Source organism: Burkholderia sp. GbtcB21 (assembly GCF_019091065.1).
GTDB lineage: Bacteria > Pseudomonadota > Gammaproteobacteria > Burkholderiales > Burkholderiaceae > Burkholderia > Burkholderia pyrrocinia_C.
The window spans coordinates 33,798-50,699 of sequence record NZ_JAGXKA010000013.1 but is presented as its reverse complement, the minus strand read 5'-3'; the positions used below and the strand labels follow the sequence as shown (position 1 = coordinate 50,699).

The following is a 16,902-nucleotide window of genomic DNA, read 5'->3' as shown; positions in this document are numbered from 1 at the left end:
CATGAATTACCGTCGCCTCACCCCGTCGATGTCGCTGCTGCTCGTGTTCGAGGCAGCCGCGCGGCACGAAAGCTACACGCGCGCAGCCGAGGAACTGTCGCTGAGCCAGAGCGCGATCAGCCGGCAGGTCCAGACGCTCGAGGATCAGCTCGGCGTGCCGCTGTTCCGGCGCGAAGGCCGCTCCGTGAAGCTGACCGAAGTCGGGCGCCGCTACTTCGTCGAGCTGAGCGGCGCACTGGGGCGCATCCGCGGCGCGACGCTGCAGGCCATGTCCCACCAGGCAGGCGCCGGCACGCTGCGGCTCGCGACCTTGCCGACGTTCGGCTCGAAATGGCTGCTGCCGCACCTGCACGACTTCTACGCCGCGCATCCGGGCGTGACCGTGCATCTTCATTCGCGGATCGGCGCGATCGATTTCCTCAACGACGACCTCGACGCGGCCATCACCGTCGGCGCGGACGACTGGCCCGGCCTGCACGCGCATCGGCTGTACAACGAGTTCCTGATTGCGATCGCGAGCCCCGATGCGGGCAGCCGCAAGGCCGGCGCGCGCTCGCCGGCCTGGGCCGCGAAACAGATGCTGCTGGGCGTGACGAGCAACCAGCAGGCGTGGGCCGAGTGGTTCTCGCACTATCGGCTCGATCATCGCCAGATGCGCATCGGCCCGAGCTTCGAACTGACGTCGCACCTGATCCAGGCCGTGCGGGCCGGGATGGGGATCGGGCTGGTGCCGAAGGTGCTGGTGGAAGACGAACTGAGCCGCAACGAACTCGTGTCGATCGGCGACGCGATCACCAGCCAGCGCAGCTACTACCTCGTCTATCCGCCGGGGACCGAGACGCTGCCTTCGCTCGTCGCGTTCCGCGAATGGCTGCTGGCGTCGTGCTGAAACACGGCCGCCGGCGGGCCGCCCGGGCTCAGGTACGCCATTCGCCGAGAATCTGCTCGGCCAGGTAGTCGCACGGCGGGCGCGCGGACTGCGCGCTGCGCGCGAGCACGACCTCGAGTTCGCCCAGCGGCGGCAGCCCGTGGCTTTCCGACAGCTGCACGAGATGATCGGGAATGCAGCAGCGCGCCAGCGGCGCGACCGCGAGCCCGGCCTCCACCATGCTGAGAAGGCCCAGGTGGCTCGGGCTTTCGTACGACATCCGGTACGGGATCTTCCGCCGGTTCAGCGCCTTGACCGCGTGATCGCGCGCCATGCTGCCGCCGTGCGTGAAGAAGGCCACCGGCAGCGGCCGCTCCTCCCATACGTTGCGTTTCGGCGACCCGACCCACACGAGCGGCTCGAGCCGGATCAGCTCGCCGGTCACGCCCTTGATCCGCGTGAGGCAAGCGAGGTCCACCGTGTTGTCCTTCAGCATCGGCACGAGCGCGCTGCTCGGCTGGCCGATCACGCGCACTTCCACGCGCGGGTGCATCGCCGCGAATTTGCCGAGCACCTGCGGCAGCAGCGACGAAATGTAGTCGTCGGGCACGCCGATCGTCACGCGGCCGCGGATCTCCGGGCGCACGACAGATGCCCACGCCTCGTCGCGCATCGCCAGCATCCGGCGGCCGTATTCGGCGAGCGTCCTGCCGTCGTCGGTAGCCGTCACGTTGCGCGTGTCGCGGATGAAAAGCGGCTTGCCGAGCGCGTCTTCCAGCGCCTTGATCTGCATGCTCACCGCCGACGGCGAACGATGCACGGCCTGCGCGCCGTGCGCGAACGATCCGGATTCCGCGACAGCCACCACCATCGCCAGCACATCGAGGTCGAGCTTTTTCATTTTATTCAGAGAATCTGATCAATCGATTCAGTTTATCCCGTTTTACTGTTCGCCTCCACGGTCGGACAATGAATCCCGTCAGCACTCGTTGCAGGAAGCGGAAAACATGCATACGTCCGGATCGCTTTACGGATTTCTCGTCATCGGCGGCATGCTCGCGGTCACGCCGGGGCCGAACATGGTCTACGTGATGTCGCGCTCGATCGCGCAAGGGCGCGCGGCCGGGCTCATTTCGCTGGCCGGCGTGATGATCGGCTACCTGTTCTACATGTTCGGCGCGGCGTTCGGCATCACGACGCTGTTCATGAGCGTGCCTTATGCGGGCAGCGTGCTGGGTGCGGTCGGTGCGGCCTACCTGCTGTACCTCGCATGGCAGGCGGTCAGGCCCGGCGGGCGTTCGCCGTTCGAGGTGCGGGCGCTGCCGAACGAGCAGCCGCTGCGGCTGCTGGCGATGGGCGCGACGACCAGCGTGCTGAATCCGAAGCTCGCGATGCTGTTCGTGTCGCTGCTGCCGCAGTTCATCGACTACCGGCAAGGCAGCGTGTTCGGCCAGTCGCTGTTTCTCGGTTCACTGCTGATCGCCGCGTTCGCGTCGGCAAACGGGCTGGTGGCGATCTGTTCGAGCAGCATCGCGAAATTCCTGCACGGGCGCCCGACGCTGCTGCTCGCGCAGCGCTGGGCAATGGGCCTCATCCTCGGCAGCCTCGGCGTGCAGATGGTTGTCGATGCATCGAAGATGGCGGGCGTGGCGTGAGTGCCGCGCCGGCGCGGCGCGGGCTCACGCAATCGCGAGCCGCGCGCCGGCCGGCATCCGTCACGCGGCGACTGCCTGCCGCTGCGCCTCGAGTTCGCGCACGAGCGGCAGCACGCGCTGGCCGAAGTACTCGACTTCCTCGATGAAATGCAGGAATCCGGCCAGCACGAGATCGACGCCGATCGCCTTCAGCGCGACGATCCGTTCGGCAATCTGCTGCGGCGTGCCGATCAGGTTCGTGCGGAAACCGTCGTTGTACTGCACGAGATCCTCGAACGTGGATTTCGCCCAGTTGCCTTCGCCTTCCGGCGACGCCTTGCCGGCCTCTTTCACCGCATCGCCGAACGCATGCACGGCCTCGACGTGCGCGTGCCGGACGATGTCGTCGAGCACGGCCCGCGCCTCTTCCTCGGTATCGCGCGCGATCACGAACGCGTTGACGCCGATGCGAACGCGATGGTTGTTCGCGGCTGCCTTCGCGCGGATGTCGTCGATCTGCGCCTTCAGGTTCTCCGGCGTATTGCCGTTCGTGAAATACCAGTCGGACACGCTCGCCGCGTTGTCGCGCGCCGCGCGCGAGCTGCCGCCCTGGAAGATCTCCGGATGCGGTTTCTGCACGGGTTTCGGGCTCAGCGTGTAGTCGTTGAAGCGGTAGAAATCGCCCTTGAACGTGAAGTTGTCCTGCGTCCAGATGCCCTTCAGCGCCTGGATGAATTCCTTCGAGCGCCGATAGCGTTCGTCGTGCTCGAGCCACGGCTCGCCGATCGCGGTGAATTCGCCCTTGAACCAGCCGCTCACGACGTTGATCGCGATGCGTCCGTTCGAGATGTGATCGATCGTCGCGAGCTGCTTCGCAACCACCGCCGGATGCCACGGCCCCGGCAGGATCGCGGCGAGCACCTTGAGCTTCGTCGTCGCATGCAGCAGCGCCTGGCTGAACGACACCGACTCGTGCTGGTATTCGGCGCCGTAGCCGGCCGTGAAGCGGATCTGGCTCAGCGCGTAGTCGAAGCCGGCCGCTTCGGCCGTGCGCGCGAGCTGCTGGTTGTATTCGAGGCTCCAGTCGGTGCGCTGCTCGATCGTGCTGACGACGAGGCCGCCGCTGACGTTCGGCACCCAGTACGCGAATTTGACGCCGTCGGCGGAAGGGTCGGTAAGGCTCATGAAGGTGTCCTGGTCGAAGGGAAAACGGAAGCGGCTTACGCGGCCGCGGCGGAAAGCGCATGCGGGCGCAGTTGCGGCACCGCGCGATCAACGGCGAGCGCGATGCGCGCGCGCAGCGCCGGGTTCGCGATTTCGTATCGGTCGAAATCGCTTTCGGATGCGTACACGCCGATCGGCAGCGTGCACGCCTGGAAGAAACTGAACAGCGGCCGCAATTGATGATCGATCACGAGCGCATGGCGCTCGCTGCCGCCGGTGGCGGCGAGCAGCACGGGCACATCGACGAGCGCGTCGTGACGCACGAGGTCGAACAGGTGCTTGAAGAGGCCCGTGTACGACGCGCGATACACGGGGCTCGCGACGACGAGCGCGTCGGCCGTCTCGATCGCGCGGATCAGCGCTTCGAGGTCGGCCGGCACCTGCGCGCGCGTCAGTGCACCGGCCAGCCGGCCGCCGATCTCGCCGAGTTCGATCAGCCGCGTATCGATCGGCAGCGCGGCGCTGAGCGCCGCGACGATCGCGTCGGTCAGCGCCAGCGTGCGCGACGGCCGTTGCAGGCCGCCCGATATCGCGACCACATTGATCGCATTGCTCATTGGTTGCATTCCCATTGTCGAGTCGGGCGCCAACGCACCCGTCACGTGATGGTTCCGCAAGGAGCGTGCCAATGCTGCGATCGCCATGAAAAACGATCGTCTGCATGACGAAATGCGTCGCAATCGACAGCCTGTCGCGGCGTATTCGCCGATCACCGCATGTCGATAAGCGTGCCAGCCGGCGCATCACAACCATATTCCGCAGCGAGATGAATCACGGGAAACAGCTGTGCTGATTCGCTGCTTCCTGATCAGCAGCACGATGTATGTCTTGGGCATCTTTCCGTTTCCGCTTGGAATCCGGAACGCACGCGGCACCCGTTCGCAGCGATCGCGTGTCGCCGCAACGCGGCACATCGCTGCGGCAGTGTCGAAACCGATGCTTTATCAACGTCCGCACGCCGCATTTCGCTTAACCGGGCGACATCGCGTTACGCAACTGCGTCCAGCGCAGCAATCCGGCATTGGTTATCAGAAATCGATGTTTCCCGCGTTGCGCAAAACGTTGAACACTCTGCTGATCACGCAGCACCCGGTCAGCAACGTTCATCGCGAACCTGACCGATCCGCGCAGCGACCCGATGCCTACACAGCCATGACATCCCATTCCGTATCGCCTCGCGCAGCCGACCTGCGCGTCGTCACGCCGTCCCGCGACGAGCCGGGCCCGTCCGACGCCAGGCAAACAGCCGAACGCCTCGCGCCCGTCCTCACGCTGCCCGACCGGCCTGCGCTCGCGACGTCGATCCGCGCCCGCGCGCAGGTGTTCGTCGATCCGCGTTCGGTCGCGCTGCTCGAGCGGATTCGCCTCGTCGCACCGAGCGATGCGAACGTGCTGATCGTCGGCGAGACGGGCACCGGCAAGGAACTGATCGCGCGCCACGTGCACAGCCTCAGCCGCCGCAACAACGGGCCGTTCGTCGCCGTGAACTGCGGCGCATTCTCCGAAACGCTGGTCGAGAGCGAACTGTTCGGCCACGAGAAAGGGGCGTTTACGGGCGCGTTCAGCGCGAAACCGGGCTGGTTCGAAGCCGCGAACGGCGGCACGCTGTTTCTCGACGAGATCGGCGACCTGCCGCTGTCGATGCAGGTCAAGCTGCTGCGCGTGCTGCAGGAGCGCGAGGTCGTGCGGCTCGGTTCGCGCACGAGCATGCCGATCGACGTGCGCGTGGTCGCCGCGACCAACGTCGACCTGCAGCAGGCGGTCGCGACCGGGCACTTTCGCGGCGACCTGTTCTACCGGCTCAACGTCGTGCAGCTCGCGGTGCCGACGCTGCGCGAGCGACCGGGCGACATCCTGCCGCTCGCGCGCCACTTCTTCGACGACTACCGCAGCCGCCTCGGCTACGGGCCGCGCAGCATCGATCCGCGCGCCGAGCGCAGGCTCGAGGCACACGGCTGGCCCGGCAATATCCGCGAACTGGAGAACGTGATCCATCATGCGCTGCTCGTAAGCCGCCACGATTCGCTGCAGGACACCGACCTGCACATTGCATCGCCGTGCATGCCGGCGGCCGCCGCGCGCGCGCCGGATGCGTCCGCCGCCGCGCAGGACGCGCTCGAACGCGCGCTCCTCGACCTGTTCGACGACGGGCACGGCAACCTGTTCGAACGCATCGAGGACACCGTGATGCGCGTCGCGTTCGAGTTCAGCCACCGCAACCAGATCCAGGCGGCGCGGCTGCTCGGCATCAGCCGCAACGTGCTGCGCGCGCGGCTGATTCGCGCGAAGGAGATCGCGGCGGCGAAGTAGCAGCATCCCCCGGGCGGACCATCGCTCGCCCCGGCACGGCACGATCGCGCCCGCGATCCGTGCAGCGACGTCCCGACCTGATGTATCGTGGCGCGAAGCGCGCGCCCGTCGCCGCATCCGGTCGGCGATGCCGACCCTGCCTGCGACAGGGCACCCGCACGATCATCCGCTGCACGAAAGCCGTCCGGCGCCCACGCGTGCCCGACCGAGCCCCGTTCACCCGTCAGGAACCGTCGCCATGAAGAAGCTTGTGAACCGCCCGTCCGATGTCGTGCGAGAAATGCTGGAAGGCATCGCGCGGCAGTCGCCGCATCTCGCGATCCTCGGCGACGAGCTCGTGCTCGTCCGCCAGCCGCTGCCCGAGCCGGCGCAACGGCCCGTCGCGATCCTCTCCGGCGGCGGCAGCGGCCACGAGCCCGCGCATGGCGGCTACGTCGGCGAAGGGATGCTGAGCGCGGCCGTGTGCGGCGAAGTGTTCACGTCGCCGTCCACCGACGCCGTGCTTGCCGCGATCCGCGCGAGCGCCGGCCCGAACGGCGCGCTGCTGATCGTGAAGAACTACACGGGCGACCGGCTCAATTTCGGGCTCGCCGCCGAGCTCGCGCGGGCGGAAGGCATTCCGGTCGAGATCGTCATCGTCGCCGACGACGTATCGCTGCGCAGCCGTGTCGAGCGCGGCCAGCGGCGCGGGATCGCCGGCACCGTGCTGATCCACAAGCTCGCCGGCGCGGCCGCCGCGCGCGGGCTGCCGCTCGCCCGCGTCGCGGGAATCGCGCGCGAAGCGGCGGCCGAGCTCGGCACGATGGGCGTCGCGCTCGACGGCTGCACGATCCCGGGCGCCGACAAATCGGGCTTCAGCCTCGCCGATCACGAGATCGAGCTCGGCCTCGGCATCCACGGCGAGAAAGGCGTCGAACGCCGCGCGCCAATGCCCGCGGACGCGCTGGTCGACACGCTGCTGTCGAGCATCGTCGCCGATCTCGTGCTCGACGGCGGCGAGCGCGTCGCACTGTTCGTCAACGGTCTCGGCGCGACGCCGGACATGGAACTCGCGATCGTGCTGCGCGCCGCGTACGACAACCTGAGCCGGCACGGCATCGTCGTCGCGCGCGCGTGGGCCGGCACGTTCCTGTCGGCGCTGAACATGCCCGGCTGCTCGATCTCGGTGCTGCGGCTGAACGAAGAACGCGCGGCGCTGCTCGACGCGCCGACGCAGGCGCGTGCATGGCCGGGCGGCGGCGCCGTGAATGCGCACATCCGTATGGCCGCGGCCGACTTGCACGACGCGCCGCCGCCGCCGCTCGATGCGGCCGGCCGCGCGTGGGCCGCGCGCCTGCAGCCGGCGCTGCATGCGGTCGCGCAGACGCTGATCGATCACGAGCAGACGCTGACCGACCTCGATGCGGCGGCCGGCGACGGCGATCTCGGCGCGAGCATGCTGCGTGCCGCACAGGCGATTCTCGAATTGCCTGAAGCCGTGTACGGCACGCCGGCCGGTGCGCTCGCGGCGCTCGGCGCCGCGTTGCGCCGTGCCATTGCCGGCAGTTCGGGACCGTTCTATGCGACCGCGCTGCTGCGCGCGTCGCGCCGGCTGGCCGATATCGCGGAGCCGTCGGCGCGCGACTGGGCCGCGGCGTTCCGCGGTGCGGTGGATTCGATCAGCGAACTCGGCGGCGCGCACGCCGGCGACCGGACGATGCTCGATGCGCTGGTGCCGGCCGCCGATGCATTCGACCGCGCGCTCGACGGCGATCGCGATCCCGCGAGCGCCTGGACGGCGGCCGTCGAGGCCGCCGAACACGGTGCGCAGCAAACGGCGCGCATGACGCCGCGCGCGGGGCGTGCGAGCTATCTCGGCGAGCGCGCGATCGGCACGCCGGATGGGGGGGCCGTTGCGGTGTCGTACTGGGTGCGCGCGTTGCAGCCGCACGTGCGGTAAGCGCAAACGCGCCCGGGCTCACCGTGCGCTATCTCGTCCGCCCGGGCAACAGCGTCGCCGATGAATGGAGGGAACTCAGAGCGTGCGCTATGCAACGGTCGCAGTAGCCTGCATCGTCAGCCAGCCATCCTGATGCGACATGACACGCGGGTGACAACAAACCGATAGTTTGCTATCGAATGTTTTTGCCCTATCATCTCGCCCATGACCAATCTGCACGACCTCCGCCTCGCCGTCAGCAGCCTGCTCGTGCTGTCCGCACGCAAGTGGCGCCGTACCAGCGACGGCGTGCTGAACGCGTACAACGTGTCCGAAGCCTGCGCGACGCCGCTGTTGATCGCCGGCCGCCTCGGCGAAAGCGTACGGCAGGGCACGCTCGCCGAACACGTCGGCATCGAAGGGCCGTCGCTCGTGCGCCTGCTCGACCAGCTGTGCGCGGCCGGCCTCGCGCGCCGTGACGAGGATCCGCACGACCGCCGCGCGAAAACGATCTCGCTGACGGCCGCCGGCCGCGCAGTCACCGCGAAGATGGAGGAAGACCTGCGCGTGCTGCGCGCACAGGTGCTCAAGGGCGTCACGCGCGCCGATCTCGAAACGACGCTGCGCGTGCTGAACGCCTTCAACGCGTCCGACGCGGCGCAGCCCGCGCCGCACCCGCCCCACGCCGCCGATTTTGCGTCATGACCTATCCGAGCCTTCGCGACTGGCTGTTCTCGGGCAAGACGTTCGCCGCGTCGATGCTGGCGCTGTACCTCGGCCTGTATTTCCAGTTGCCGCGCCCGTACTGGGCGATGGCGAGCGTCTACATCGTGTCGAACCCGTTCGTCGGCGCGACGCGCTCGAAGGCGCTGTATCGCGCGCTCGGCACCGCGCTCGGCGCGGCCGCCGCGATCTTCTTCGTGCCGCCGTTCGTCGAAACGCCGATCCTGTTCAGCATCATCGTCGCGACGTGGTGCGGCACGCTGCTCTACCTCGCGATCTCCGACCGCACCGCGCGCAGCTACGTGTTCATGCTCGCCGGTTACACGATGCCGCTGATCGCGCTGCCGACCGTGACCGACCCGTCCACGGTATTCGACGTCGCGATCGCGCGCACCGAGGAAATCGTGCTCGGCATCGTGTGCGCGAGCGTGGTCGGCAGCGCCGTGTTCCCGAACCGGCTCGCGCCGACGCTGATCGAGCGCACCGACGCATGGTTCAAGGATGCCGCGTTCTACGGTCGCGAGACGTTGTCCGGGCACCTCGCCGGCAAGGCGCTGTCCGCGTGCCGGCAGCGCCTCGCGATGACGATCACCGGCCTCGAATTCCTGCTGAGCCAGTTGGGTTACGACCATGCGCATCCGAGCATCCTCGCGCGGGCGCAGGCGCTCGCGGGCCGGATGCAGCTGTTCCTGCCGCTGATGTCGGCGCTCGCCGATCCGCTGATCGCGCTGATGCGCGACCTGCACGTCCGCCCGCCCGCGCTCGACGCGCTGCTGGCCGACGCCGCGAAGTGGTTCGATGCGCCGCTGCCGGCCGTGAAATCCGGCGCCGACGGCGACATGGCGCACGATCCGGTCGCAGACAACCTGCGCGAACGCATCGCCGCGCTGCAGCCCGCCGACAGTGCGCTGACGAGCTGGGACGGTGCGCTGCTGTCGAATGCGCTGTGGCGGCTGCGCCAGGTCATCGACATCTGGCAGGACTGCCGCTCGCTGCGCGCGCTGATCGCGAACGAGTCGGGCATCTGGCAGCCGCGCTACCGGCACTGGCGGCTCGGCGGCACCGAGCGCTTCTTCGATCGCGGGATGATGCTGTTCTCCACGCTGACCGTCGTGCTCGCGATCGTGTTCGCATGCTGGCTGTGGATCTCGTCCGGCTGGCACGACGGCGCGGCCGCCGTCACGCTCGTGGCCGTGTCGTGCAGCTTCTTCGCCGCGCTCGACGAACCCGCGCCGCTGGTGTTCAAGTTTTTCCTGTCGACGGCCGCGAGCGTCGTGTTCGCGGGCCTGTACCTGTTCGTCGTGCTGCCGCACGTGCACGACTTCGCGATGCTCGTGCTGATGTTCGCGGGCCCGTTCATCCTGATCGGCACGCTGCTGCCGCGCCCGCAGTTCAATATGGTGACGATGCTCGTCGCGGTGAATACGGCCACCTTCATCAGCATCCAGAGCGCCTACGAAGCCGACTTCTTCGTGTTCCTGAACAGCAATCTCGCCGGTGTTGCCGGGCTGCTGTTCGCGTACCTGTGGACACGCGCGACGCGGCCGTTCGGCGCGGAACTCGCGGTGCGGCGCCTGCTGCGCTCGGGCTGGGAGGACGTCGTGCGCTCCGCATCGACACAGCCGCTCGACGACCAGCGCAACCACGCATCGCGGATGCTCGATCGCGTCACGCAACTGCTGCCGCGTCTCGGCGCATCCGACGACCACCGCCACCCGTCGATCGAAAGCTTCCGCGACCTGCGCATCGCGCTGAACGCGCTCGACCTGCGCCGCTCGCGCCGCCGGCTGTCGGGCGACGTGCCCGACGCGATCGATCGCGTGCTGGCCGGCGTCACCGACCACTACGCGCGCTGCGCGGCCGCGAACGCGCGCCAGCCCGCGCCGCCGGCGCTGCTCGCGTCGATCGACGATGCGCTGCACCGCGTGGCCGGCCGCAACCTGCCGGGCACCGCACCGGCCGACGGCGGCACGGCGCCCGCGGCGCCGGCCACGCCCGCCACGCACCGCCGGCTGCGCGACACGCTGCACGCGCTCGTCGGCCTGCGCCTGTCGCTGTATCCGGCCGCGGCCGCACAAGCGCCGCAGGCACCGGGCGGAGCACGCGCATGATCCGGCTTTCCAACCTGTCTTTCCGAGCGCGACCATGATCGGCGAAATCGACATCTTCGGCGTATTCGTGCCGGCTCCGCTCGTGCTGATGCTGATCGCCTACCTGATCAACATCGTCGTGCGCGCGGTGCTCGAGCGCGTCGGCTTCTACCGCCTCGTCTGGCACCGTTCGATCTTCGACCTCGGCATCTACGTGTTCGTGTTTGCCGCCGTCGTGATCGTTTCCCACCATCTCGCGGCTACCTAACGTGAAAAAATCCTGGCTCTCGGCAGGGCAAATCCTGCTCACCCTGATCGTCGTCGTCGTGGCCGGCCTCGTGCTGTGGCGGATCATCAACTACTACATGTTCTCGCCGTGGACGCGCGACGGGCACGTGCGCGCCGACGTGATCCAGGTCGCGCCGGACGTGTCGGGCCTCATCACGTCGGTGCAGGTCGCCGACAACCAGGAGGTCAGGCGCGGCCAGGTGCTGTTCGTGATCGACCAGGCCCGCTACACGCTCGCGGAACGGCTCGCCGAAGCGACGCTCGCGCAGCGCCGCGCGACGCTCGCCCAGGCGAAGCGCGAATACGCGCGCAACCTGCAGCTCGGCAACCTCGTCGCGAGCGAACAGGTCGAGGAAAGCCGCACGCGCGTCGAACAGGGCGAGGCCGCCGTCGCCGATGCGCAGGTGTCGCTCGACACCGCGAAACTGAACCTGCAGCGCACGACGATCGTGAGCCCGGTCGACGGCTACCTGAACGACCGCGCGCCGCGCGTCGGCGAATACGTGCCGGCCGGCCGCGCGGTGCTGTCGGTCGTCGACCGCAATTCGTTCCGCGTCGACGGCTACTTCGAGGAAACCAAGCTGCGCGGCATTCATATCGGCCAGCCGGTCGACATCGTCGTGATGGGCGAGCCGCATGCGCTGCGCGGCCACGTGCAGAGCATCGTCGCCGCGATCGAGGACCGCGACCGCACGCAGGGTGCGAACCTGCTGCCGAACGTGAACCCGGCATTCAGCTGGGTGCGGCTGGCGCAGCGCGTGCCGGTGCGCGTCGTGCTCGACGAGGTGCCCGACGACTTCCGGATGATCGCGGGCCGCACCGCGACGGTTTCGATGCGCGAAGCCGACACGCGCCGCAGCGACAACGCGAAGCCGGCAGCCGCCAGCGCGACGTCGGCAGTCGCGCCGGTATCGGCGGCTTCCGGTGCGGCCGCGAGCACGGCTGGAGCATCGCGATGAAACGGCACGGTCTGCGCCTCGCGGCGGCACTCGCGCCGCTCGCGCTCGCACTCGGCGCGTGCAAGTCCGTCGGCCCCGATTACAAGCTGCCGCAGCAGGCGTACGTGAATGCGCCGCTGGCGAACCATGCGCTCGACGACGCGAACGGCATGCTCGTATCGCGTGATGCGGTGCCCGGTAACTGGTGGCAGCTATACGACGATCCCGTGCTCGACGAGCTCGTGCGCAGCGCGCTGAAGTCGAACACCGACCTGCGCGTCGCCGCTGCCAACCTCGCGCGCTCGCGCGCGGCGCTCGAAGTCGCGAACGAACAGGGCGGATTCTCGGGTAGTGCGGAGGCGGCCGTGCAACGCGCACAGGAATCGGCTGAACAGTACCTGCTCGAAAACAAGCTGCCGATCGTCAACGAAGGCGCGGTCGGTTTCAACGTGTCGTACGAGATCGACCTGTTCGGCAAGCTGCGGCGCGGCGTCGAAGCCGCGCGCGCGGACAGCGAAGCCGTCAGGGCGGCCGGCGACCTGGCGCGCATCACGGTCGTCGCCGACGTCGTGCGGGCGTACGTCGAATCGTGCTCGGCCGGCGACGAGCTGGCGATCGCGAAGCAGTCGCTCGCGCTGCAAAAGCAGCGCGTCGCGCTGTCGCAGCGGTTGCGCGATGCCGGACGCGGCAACCAGACCGACGTGACGCGCGGCGTGACGCAGGTGCGCACGCTCGCCGCCGATATCCCGCGCTTCGAAGGCCGCCGCAAGGTCGCGCAATACCAGCTCGCCGCGCTGCTCGCGCGCTCGCCGGCCGACCTGCCGAAGGCCGTCGCCGAATGCGAACGCCTGCCCAAGCTGCGCCAGCCGATTCCGATCGGCGACGGCGCCGCGCTGCTGCGCCGCCGCCCCGATGTTCGCGAAGCCGAGCGGCAACTTGCCGCTGCAACCGCGCGAATCGGCGTGGCAACCGCCGCGCTGTACCCGTCGGTCAGCATCGGCGCGTCGGCCGGCTCGGTCGGCCTCGCCGCCGACCTGTTTTCGTCCACGACCAATCGCTGGTCGTTCGGACCACTGATCAGCTGGTCATTTCCCGTCAACGGCCAGCGTGCGCGTGTACGCGAAGCCGAGGCTGCGACGGGCGGCGCGCTCGCGCACTTCGACGGTGTCGTGCTGAACGCGCTGCGCGAAACGCAGTCGAGCCTCGCGACCTATGCCGCCGACGTGCAGCGCACCGATGCACTGCGCACGGCCTACGAATCGGCACGCAATTCCGCCGACGAAACCCATCGTCTCTACGCGGCCGGCCGCGAGTCGTTCCTCTCCGACCTCGACGCGACGCGCACGCTGACGAGCGTGCAGGCGCAGGTCGCGGCGGCCGAAGGGCAGGTCGCCGCCGATCAGGTGCGGCTGTTCCTCGCGCTTGGCGGCGGATGGGACAGCGACAACGCGGCGACCGCACGGGATGCCCGGCCCGCCACCGCGCGTGCCGCCCCTGCCGCGTCGCCCCCCGCGGCGAACGAATAATGGCCCAAGCGTCATAGGCCTCGGTATATGGCGCCGGCTACGTGAAACGCCTTGCGCAAACGGGTTTTCCTGATTCGCGCCATAGCATCCGGAGAACGACGGGACGCCCGCGTTGACGGTAAACTACCCGATGCACTTCCATTCATCTTCCGCTGCCGCTCCGGCAGCGGCATCCCCTCGGAGAGTCATCATGCGAACCAGCGCCCGCAACCATTTCGCCGGCCGGATCAGCGCCGTCAAGCCCGGTGCCGTCAACGACGAAATCACGCTGCGCACGCAGGACGGCCTCGACATCGTCGCCGTGATCACTCACGGCAGCGCGGCTTCGCTGGGCCTCGCGGCCGGCACGCAGGCGTTCGCGCTCGTCAAGGCATCGTCGGTCATCGTGATGGTCGACGTCGACAGCAGCAAGGTGTCGGCCCGCAACTGCGTCGCGGGCACCGTATCGTCGGTCGCGAAGGGCGCGGTCAATTCGGAAGTCGTGATCCAGGCCGCGGGCGGCGCCGAAATCGTCGCGATCGTGACCAACGACAGCGTCGATCGTCTCGGCCTCGCGAGCGGCACGGTCGCGGCTGCGATCTTCAAGGCATCGAGCGTGATCGTCGGCGTCGAGTGACGCGTGACGAGCGCCGCGATCGTGATCCGGTTTGCGCCGCGCATTCGCGCGGGTCGTGTCGCCCGGCCGTCACGCGGGTGCGCACGATGACCGCCGCACACGATCGCACCGAACCGTCCTCTCATGAACGGGCGTTGCAGGCGCTGCTGCTCGCGGCGGCCAACATCGACACGCCCGACACACGCCTGTTCGGCGCCCTCGTTGCGGCACGCGCACGGCGCAACGAACTCGCGCTGCTCGGCCTGTCGCATGCGCAGTGGGTTGGCCTGCTTGCCCGCCGGTTTCCGCGCCTGCCTTCCGCCGATGCCGCCGCACTCGTGTCGACGGCTGCGATGGCGCTGCTGCCATTCGCCCACGCGGCATTCGTCACGACGCTGCACGCGCGGCTGATGGACGACGCGAACCCCGCCGCGACCCGCGACGACGCCGACTGCCTCGCGTCGATCATCGCGCATGCATGCCTGCGCCCCGACCATCTGTGGCGCGACCTCGGGCTCGACGGACGCGATGCGGTATCGGCGATGCTCGATCGCTATTTCCCCGCGCTCGCCGCGCGCAACGTCACTCACCTGCGCTGGAAAAAATTCCTCGCGCAGGAAGTGGCTGCATCGCTCGGCATACCACCGAGGCCCGCCCCCGGATGCCCGGGCTGCGAAGATTTCGGCTTCTGCTTTCCTCACGCGCGATAGCCGCGGCGACTGCGCTACCCGCGCGTTTCGTCGCATCGCCAACCGGAGAAACCGCCTTGACCGACATTGCCAGCCCCAACCTGCCGTCGCGCGATTTCGAAACCACGTCCCGCTTCTACGAAAAACTGGGGTTCGTCGAAACGTGGCGCGATGACGGCTGGATGATCCTCAAACGCGGCGACCTGTTGCTGGAATTCTTTCCGCACCCCGAACTCGATCCGGCCGCGAGCTGGTTCAGTTGCTGTTTCCGGCTCGCGGATGTCGGCGCCTTCTTCGACGACATGCTCGCAGCCGGCATTCCGGAGCAAAGGACCGGCTGGCCGCGAGCGCACCGGCCGGCACGCGAAGCGTGGGGCGGCACGGTCGGCGCACTGATCGATCCGGACGGTTCGCTGATCCGGTTGATCCAGACGGAAGACTAGGCTCGCACCCACTGTCGCTGCCGCGATCGAGCGGCGATGGAAATGCACGGGCGCACGATTCGACGCACGCCCCATAAACGGTCACCTTGCGATGCGCATCGCATGCGTCGTGGCCGTTCACCGCTTACGACGCAGTCAATGCCGATGCCGGTGATGAATGTCCGGGAAATGCGCGTGACTATGCGTGATCGGCAGATGCACATGCGGATGCGTGTGCGGTTCGTTGCCATCGTACGGAAAGTCGTGCGTATGCTGGTGATGTTCGTCGTGCCGATGCCGGTGCGTATGCTCGAGCCGCTCGTGCGCATGCGTGTGTTCGTGCCGTTCGCGCACATGCAGCCAGATGCCGAGTGCCATCAGCGCGGCGGCGATCCAGAACGTCGCGGGCGGCAGCGCGGGCCAGATCAGCAGCGACAGCACCACGCCGAACAGCGGCGCGATTGAAAAATATGCGCCGGTACGCGCGCTGCCGAGATGACGCAGCGCGACGACGAACAGCACGAGGCTGATCCCGTAGCCGCCGAGCCCCGTCAGCATCGCGGCGGCCGTGACCGGCACGGGGGGCAGCGTTGCACCGGTCGCCAGCGCGATGCCGATGTTCACGGGCCCGGCGATCAGCCCTTTCACGCACGCGATGACCATCGCGTCGTTCGCGGCGACCTTGCGGGTCAGGTTGTTGTCGATCGCCCAGCACAGGCATGCGCCGACGATCAGCAGCGCGCCGACCGGCACGCCGGCACGGCCCGGTATCCACGACAGCAGCGCGCCGCCCGCGACGATCGCGACCATTCCGAGGAACACCTGCACATCCACGTTCTCGCGAAACACGACCCACGCGATGACGGCCGTCAGCACGCCTTCGAGATTGAGCAGCAGCGCGCTCGTCGCAGCCGACGTGCTCGACAGCCCGAGCATCAGCAACGCCGGGCCGGCCACGCCGCCCGCCGCGATCGCGCCGGCCAGCCACGGCAGGTCGGCGCGCTGCAGCGGCGCGGCATCCGCGGCCGGTGCGCGGCGGTTACGCAACCCGCGCAGCAGGATCCCGATGCCGAGCCCGACGCCGCTGCCCAGATAGAACAGGCCAGCGACCATGAACGGCGACATTGCGCCGATCAGCGCCTTGGCGAGTGGTGTCGCGGCGCCGAACAGCGCGGCCGCGGCGAGCGCGACGAGAATCGCGGAATGTCTCGGGTTCATGATCCGGTTGAATTGACGTTAAAAAACGGTGGCCGTGGCTTCGGGTCGGTTCGTGTCGGTGCAAGCCTCCCGCACCTTTCGAAATGCAAGCCGCATCGCGCCGAACAACCTGCGCGTGGCATCACGATCCAGCCGGGATTATCGCTCGTCTTCGTGTCACGATGGCCGGGCGGGATCGTTCACATGCCGATCGACGATCCCGATATCACTATTTTAGGAAACCGAATTATGTGATCGAAGTGCCATCGCAATCAGGCATGCGTACTATCCGTGCGCAAACTTCAAAGTCGAAGCATCGCAGATGCAGCGCCGTTAGACGGAATCCGTTCGTCCGGTTGCGTTGCCGGGCTGATGTCGCAGGGAGAGTGCCGGCGGGTCAACCGCCGGTGGAGGCAGTCCTGACCTGCCTCTTTCGAGGCAGGTCAGTTTGTCGTGTGATTCGCCGCATGCGGAGAGCAT

The 16,902-nt window shown here is 68.3% G+C and carries 17 protein-coding genes; 13 read left to right on the top strand and 4 right to left on the bottom strand.

The features are described from left to right. Position 1 precedes the first annotated feature (1 nt). Positions 2 to 889 (top strand): LysR substrate-binding domain-containing protein, encoded by an 888-nt coding sequence (locus KVT39_RS25690; RefSeq protein ID WP_217590481.1) that lies wholly within the window; start codon positions 2 to 4, stop codon positions 887 to 889. A gap of 28 nt (positions 890 to 917) precedes the next feature. Here KVT39_RS25690 and KVT39_RS25685 read toward each other — a convergent pair whose 3' ends face one another. Then, positions 918 to 1,769, bottom strand: a complete 852-nt coding sequence (locus KVT39_RS25685) for a LysR substrate-binding domain-containing protein (protein ID WP_034182535.1) — start codon at positions 1,767 to 1,769, stop codon at positions 918 to 920. A gap of 106 nt (positions 1,770 to 1,875) precedes the next feature. On the opposite strand from KVT39_RS25685, the gene KVT39_RS25680 reads away from it, so the two are divergent. Next, positions 1,876 to 2,523, top strand: coding sequence for a LysE family translocator (locus tag KVT39_RS25680; protein WP_105392027.1), 648 nt, complete (start codon positions 1,876 to 1,878; stop codon positions 2,521 to 2,523). A 60-nt stretch (positions 2,524 to 2,583) separates the two neighbouring features. On the opposite strand, the gene sfnG is transcribed toward KVT39_RS25680, so the two are convergent. Together sfnG and msuE are read right to left on the bottom strand one after the other, a co-directional pair. Then, complete coding sequence (gene sfnG / locus KVT39_RS25675) at positions 2,584 to 3,687, bottom strand: dimethylsulfone monooxygenase SfnG (RefSeq protein WP_034182536.1); 1,104 nt, start codon at positions 3,685 to 3,687, stop codon at positions 2,584 to 2,586. 35 nt (positions 3,688 to 3,722) lie between these two features. Next, complete coding sequence (gene msuE, locus KVT39_RS25670) at positions 3,723 to 4,283, bottom strand: FMN reductase (RefSeq protein ID WP_217590480.1); 561 nt, start codon at positions 4,281 to 4,283, stop codon at positions 3,723 to 3,725. A gap of 595 nt (positions 4,284 to 4,878) precedes the next feature. Here msuE and KVT39_RS25665 point away from each other — a divergent pair. The 10 genes from KVT39_RS25665 (at position 4,879) to KVT39_RS25620 (ending at position 15,246) form a co-directional block, all read left to right on the top strand. After that, positions 4,879 to 6,036, top strand: coding sequence for a sigma-54-dependent Fis family transcriptional regulator (locus tag KVT39_RS25665; protein WP_217590479.1), 1,158 nt, complete (start codon positions 4,879 to 4,881; stop codon positions 6,034 to 6,036). A 238-nt stretch (positions 6,037 to 6,274) separates the two neighbouring features. Then, positions 6,275 to 7,975 (top strand): dihydroxyacetone kinase family protein, encoded by a 1,701-nt coding sequence (locus KVT39_RS25660; protein WP_217590478.1) that lies wholly within the window; start codon positions 6,275 to 6,277, stop codon positions 7,973 to 7,975. Positions 7,976 to 8,179: 204 nt separating this feature from the next. Continuing rightward, entirely contained in the window at positions 8,180 to 8,659 is a 480-nt protein-coding gene (locus KVT39_RS25655) for a MarR family winged helix-turn-helix transcriptional regulator (protein ID WP_217590477.1), read from the top strand. Next, a complete protein-coding gene (locus tag KVT39_RS25650) occupies positions 8,656 to 10,788 on the top strand; it encodes an FUSC family protein (protein WP_175749276.1) in 2,133 nt (710 codons plus the stop codon). Before KVT39_RS25655 ends, KVT39_RS25650 begins: the two co-directional genes overlap by 4 nt. A 34-nt stretch (positions 10,789 to 10,822) precedes the next feature. Continuing rightward, positions 10,823 to 11,035, top strand: coding sequence for a DUF1656 domain-containing protein (locus tag KVT39_RS25645; protein ID WP_034182541.1), 213 nt, complete (start codon positions 10,823 to 10,825; stop codon positions 11,033 to 11,035). A 1-nt stretch (position 11,036) separates the two neighbouring features. Further along, on the top strand, positions 11,037 to 12,014 hold the full coding sequence (locus tag KVT39_RS25640) for an HlyD family secretion protein (RefSeq protein WP_175749277.1): 978 nt from the start codon (positions 11,037 to 11,039) through the stop codon (positions 12,012 to 12,014). Beyond that, entirely contained in the window at positions 12,011 to 13,519 is a 1,509-nt protein-coding gene (locus KVT39_RS25635; protein WP_217590476.1) for an efflux transporter outer membrane subunit, read from the top strand. Before KVT39_RS25640 ends, KVT39_RS25635 begins: the two co-directional genes overlap by 4 nt. A 190-nt stretch (positions 13,520 to 13,709) precedes the next feature. Next, positions 13,710 to 14,135 carry a molybdopterin-binding protein gene (locus tag KVT39_RS25630; RefSeq protein ID WP_034182544.1) on the top strand — a complete coding sequence of 142 codons (426 nt, stop codon included), beginning with the start codon at positions 13,710 to 13,712 and terminating at the stop codon, positions 14,133 to 14,135. 86 nt (positions 14,136 to 14,221) lie between these two features. Beyond that, a complete protein-coding gene (locus tag KVT39_RS25625) occupies positions 14,222 to 14,824 on the top strand; it encodes a nitrogen fixation protein NifQ (protein ID WP_217590475.1) in 603 nt (200 codons plus the stop codon). A gap of 56 nt (positions 14,825 to 14,880) precedes the next feature. Further along, positions 14,881 to 15,246 (top strand): bleomycin resistance protein, encoded by a 366-nt coding sequence (locus KVT39_RS25620; RefSeq protein WP_217590474.1) that lies wholly within the window; start codon positions 14,881 to 14,883, stop codon positions 15,244 to 15,246. 135 nt (positions 15,247 to 15,381) lie between these two features. Here the strand turns inward: KVT39_RS25620 and KVT39_RS25615 are convergent, their stop codons facing one another. Beyond that, positions 15,382 to 16,443: a DMT family transporter gene (locus KVT39_RS25615; protein ID WP_217590473.1), complete on the bottom strand. Its 1,062-nt coding sequence runs from the start codon at positions 16,441 to 16,443 to the stop codon at positions 15,382 to 15,384. Here KVT39_RS25615 and KVT39_RS25610 point away from each other — a divergent pair. Continuing rightward, positions 16,429 to 16,677, top strand: a complete 249-nt coding sequence (locus tag KVT39_RS25610) for a hypothetical protein (protein ID WP_217590472.1) — start codon at positions 16,429 to 16,431, stop codon at positions 16,675 to 16,677. The two genes, KVT39_RS25615 and KVT39_RS25610, sit on opposite strands and share 15 nt — an antisense overlap. Positions 16,678 to 16,902 lie beyond the last annotated feature (225 nt).

What these genes read in the sequence shown, in the direction of transcription:
- KVT39_RS25690 (WP_217590481.1), top strand. Translation starts at nt 2, where the DNA reads ATGAATTACCGTCGCCTCACCCCGTCGATGTCGCTGCTGCTCGTGTTC.
- KVT39_RS25685 (WP_034182535.1), bottom strand. Translation starts at nt 1,769, where the DNA reads ATGAAAAAGCTCGACCTCGATGTGCTGGCGATGGTGGTGGCTGTCGCG.
- KVT39_RS25680 (WP_105392027.1), top strand. Translation starts at nt 1,876, where the DNA reads ATGCATACGTCCGGATCGCTTTACGGATTTCTCGTCATCGGCGGCATG.
- sfnG (WP_034182536.1), bottom strand. Translation starts at nt 3,687, where the DNA reads ATGAGCCTTACCGACCCTTCCGCCGACGGCGTCAAATTCGCGTACTGG.
- msuE (WP_217590480.1), bottom strand. Translation starts at nt 4,283, where the DNA reads ATGAGCAATGCGATCAATGTGGTCGCGATATCGGGCGGCCTGCAACGG.
- KVT39_RS25665 (WP_217590479.1), top strand. Translation starts at nt 4,879, where the DNA reads ATGACATCCCATTCCGTATCGCCTCGCGCAGCCGACCTGCGCGTCGTC.
- KVT39_RS25660 (WP_217590478.1), top strand. Translation starts at nt 6,275, where the DNA reads ATGAAGAAGCTTGTGAACCGCCCGTCCGATGTCGTGCGAGAAATGCTG.
- KVT39_RS25655 (WP_217590477.1), top strand. Translation starts at nt 8,180, where the DNA reads ATGACCAATCTGCACGACCTCCGCCTCGCCGTCAGCAGCCTGCTCGTG.
- KVT39_RS25650 (WP_175749276.1), top strand. Translation starts at nt 8,656, where the DNA reads ATGACCTATCCGAGCCTTCGCGACTGGCTGTTCTCGGGCAAGACGTTC.
- KVT39_RS25645 (WP_034182541.1), top strand. Translation starts at nt 10,823, where the DNA reads ATGATCGGCGAAATCGACATCTTCGGCGTATTCGTGCCGGCTCCGCTC.
- KVT39_RS25635 (WP_217590476.1), top strand. Translation starts at nt 12,011, where the DNA reads ATGAAACGGCACGGTCTGCGCCTCGCGGCGGCACTCGCGCCGCTCGCG.
- KVT39_RS25630 (WP_034182544.1), top strand. Translation starts at nt 13,710, where the DNA reads ATGCGAACCAGCGCCCGCAACCATTTCGCCGGCCGGATCAGCGCCGTC.
- KVT39_RS25625 (WP_217590475.1), top strand. Translation starts at nt 14,222, where the DNA reads ATGACCGCCGCACACGATCGCACCGAACCGTCCTCTCATGAACGGGCG.
- KVT39_RS25610 (WP_217590472.1), top strand. Translation starts at nt 16,429, where the DNA reads ATGTCTCGGGTTCATGATCCGGTTGAATTGACGTTAAAAAACGGTGGC.
- KVT39_RS25615 (WP_217590473.1), bottom strand. Translation starts at nt 16,443, where the DNA reads ATGAACCCGAGACATTCCGCGATTCTCGTCGCGCTCGCCGCGGCCGCG.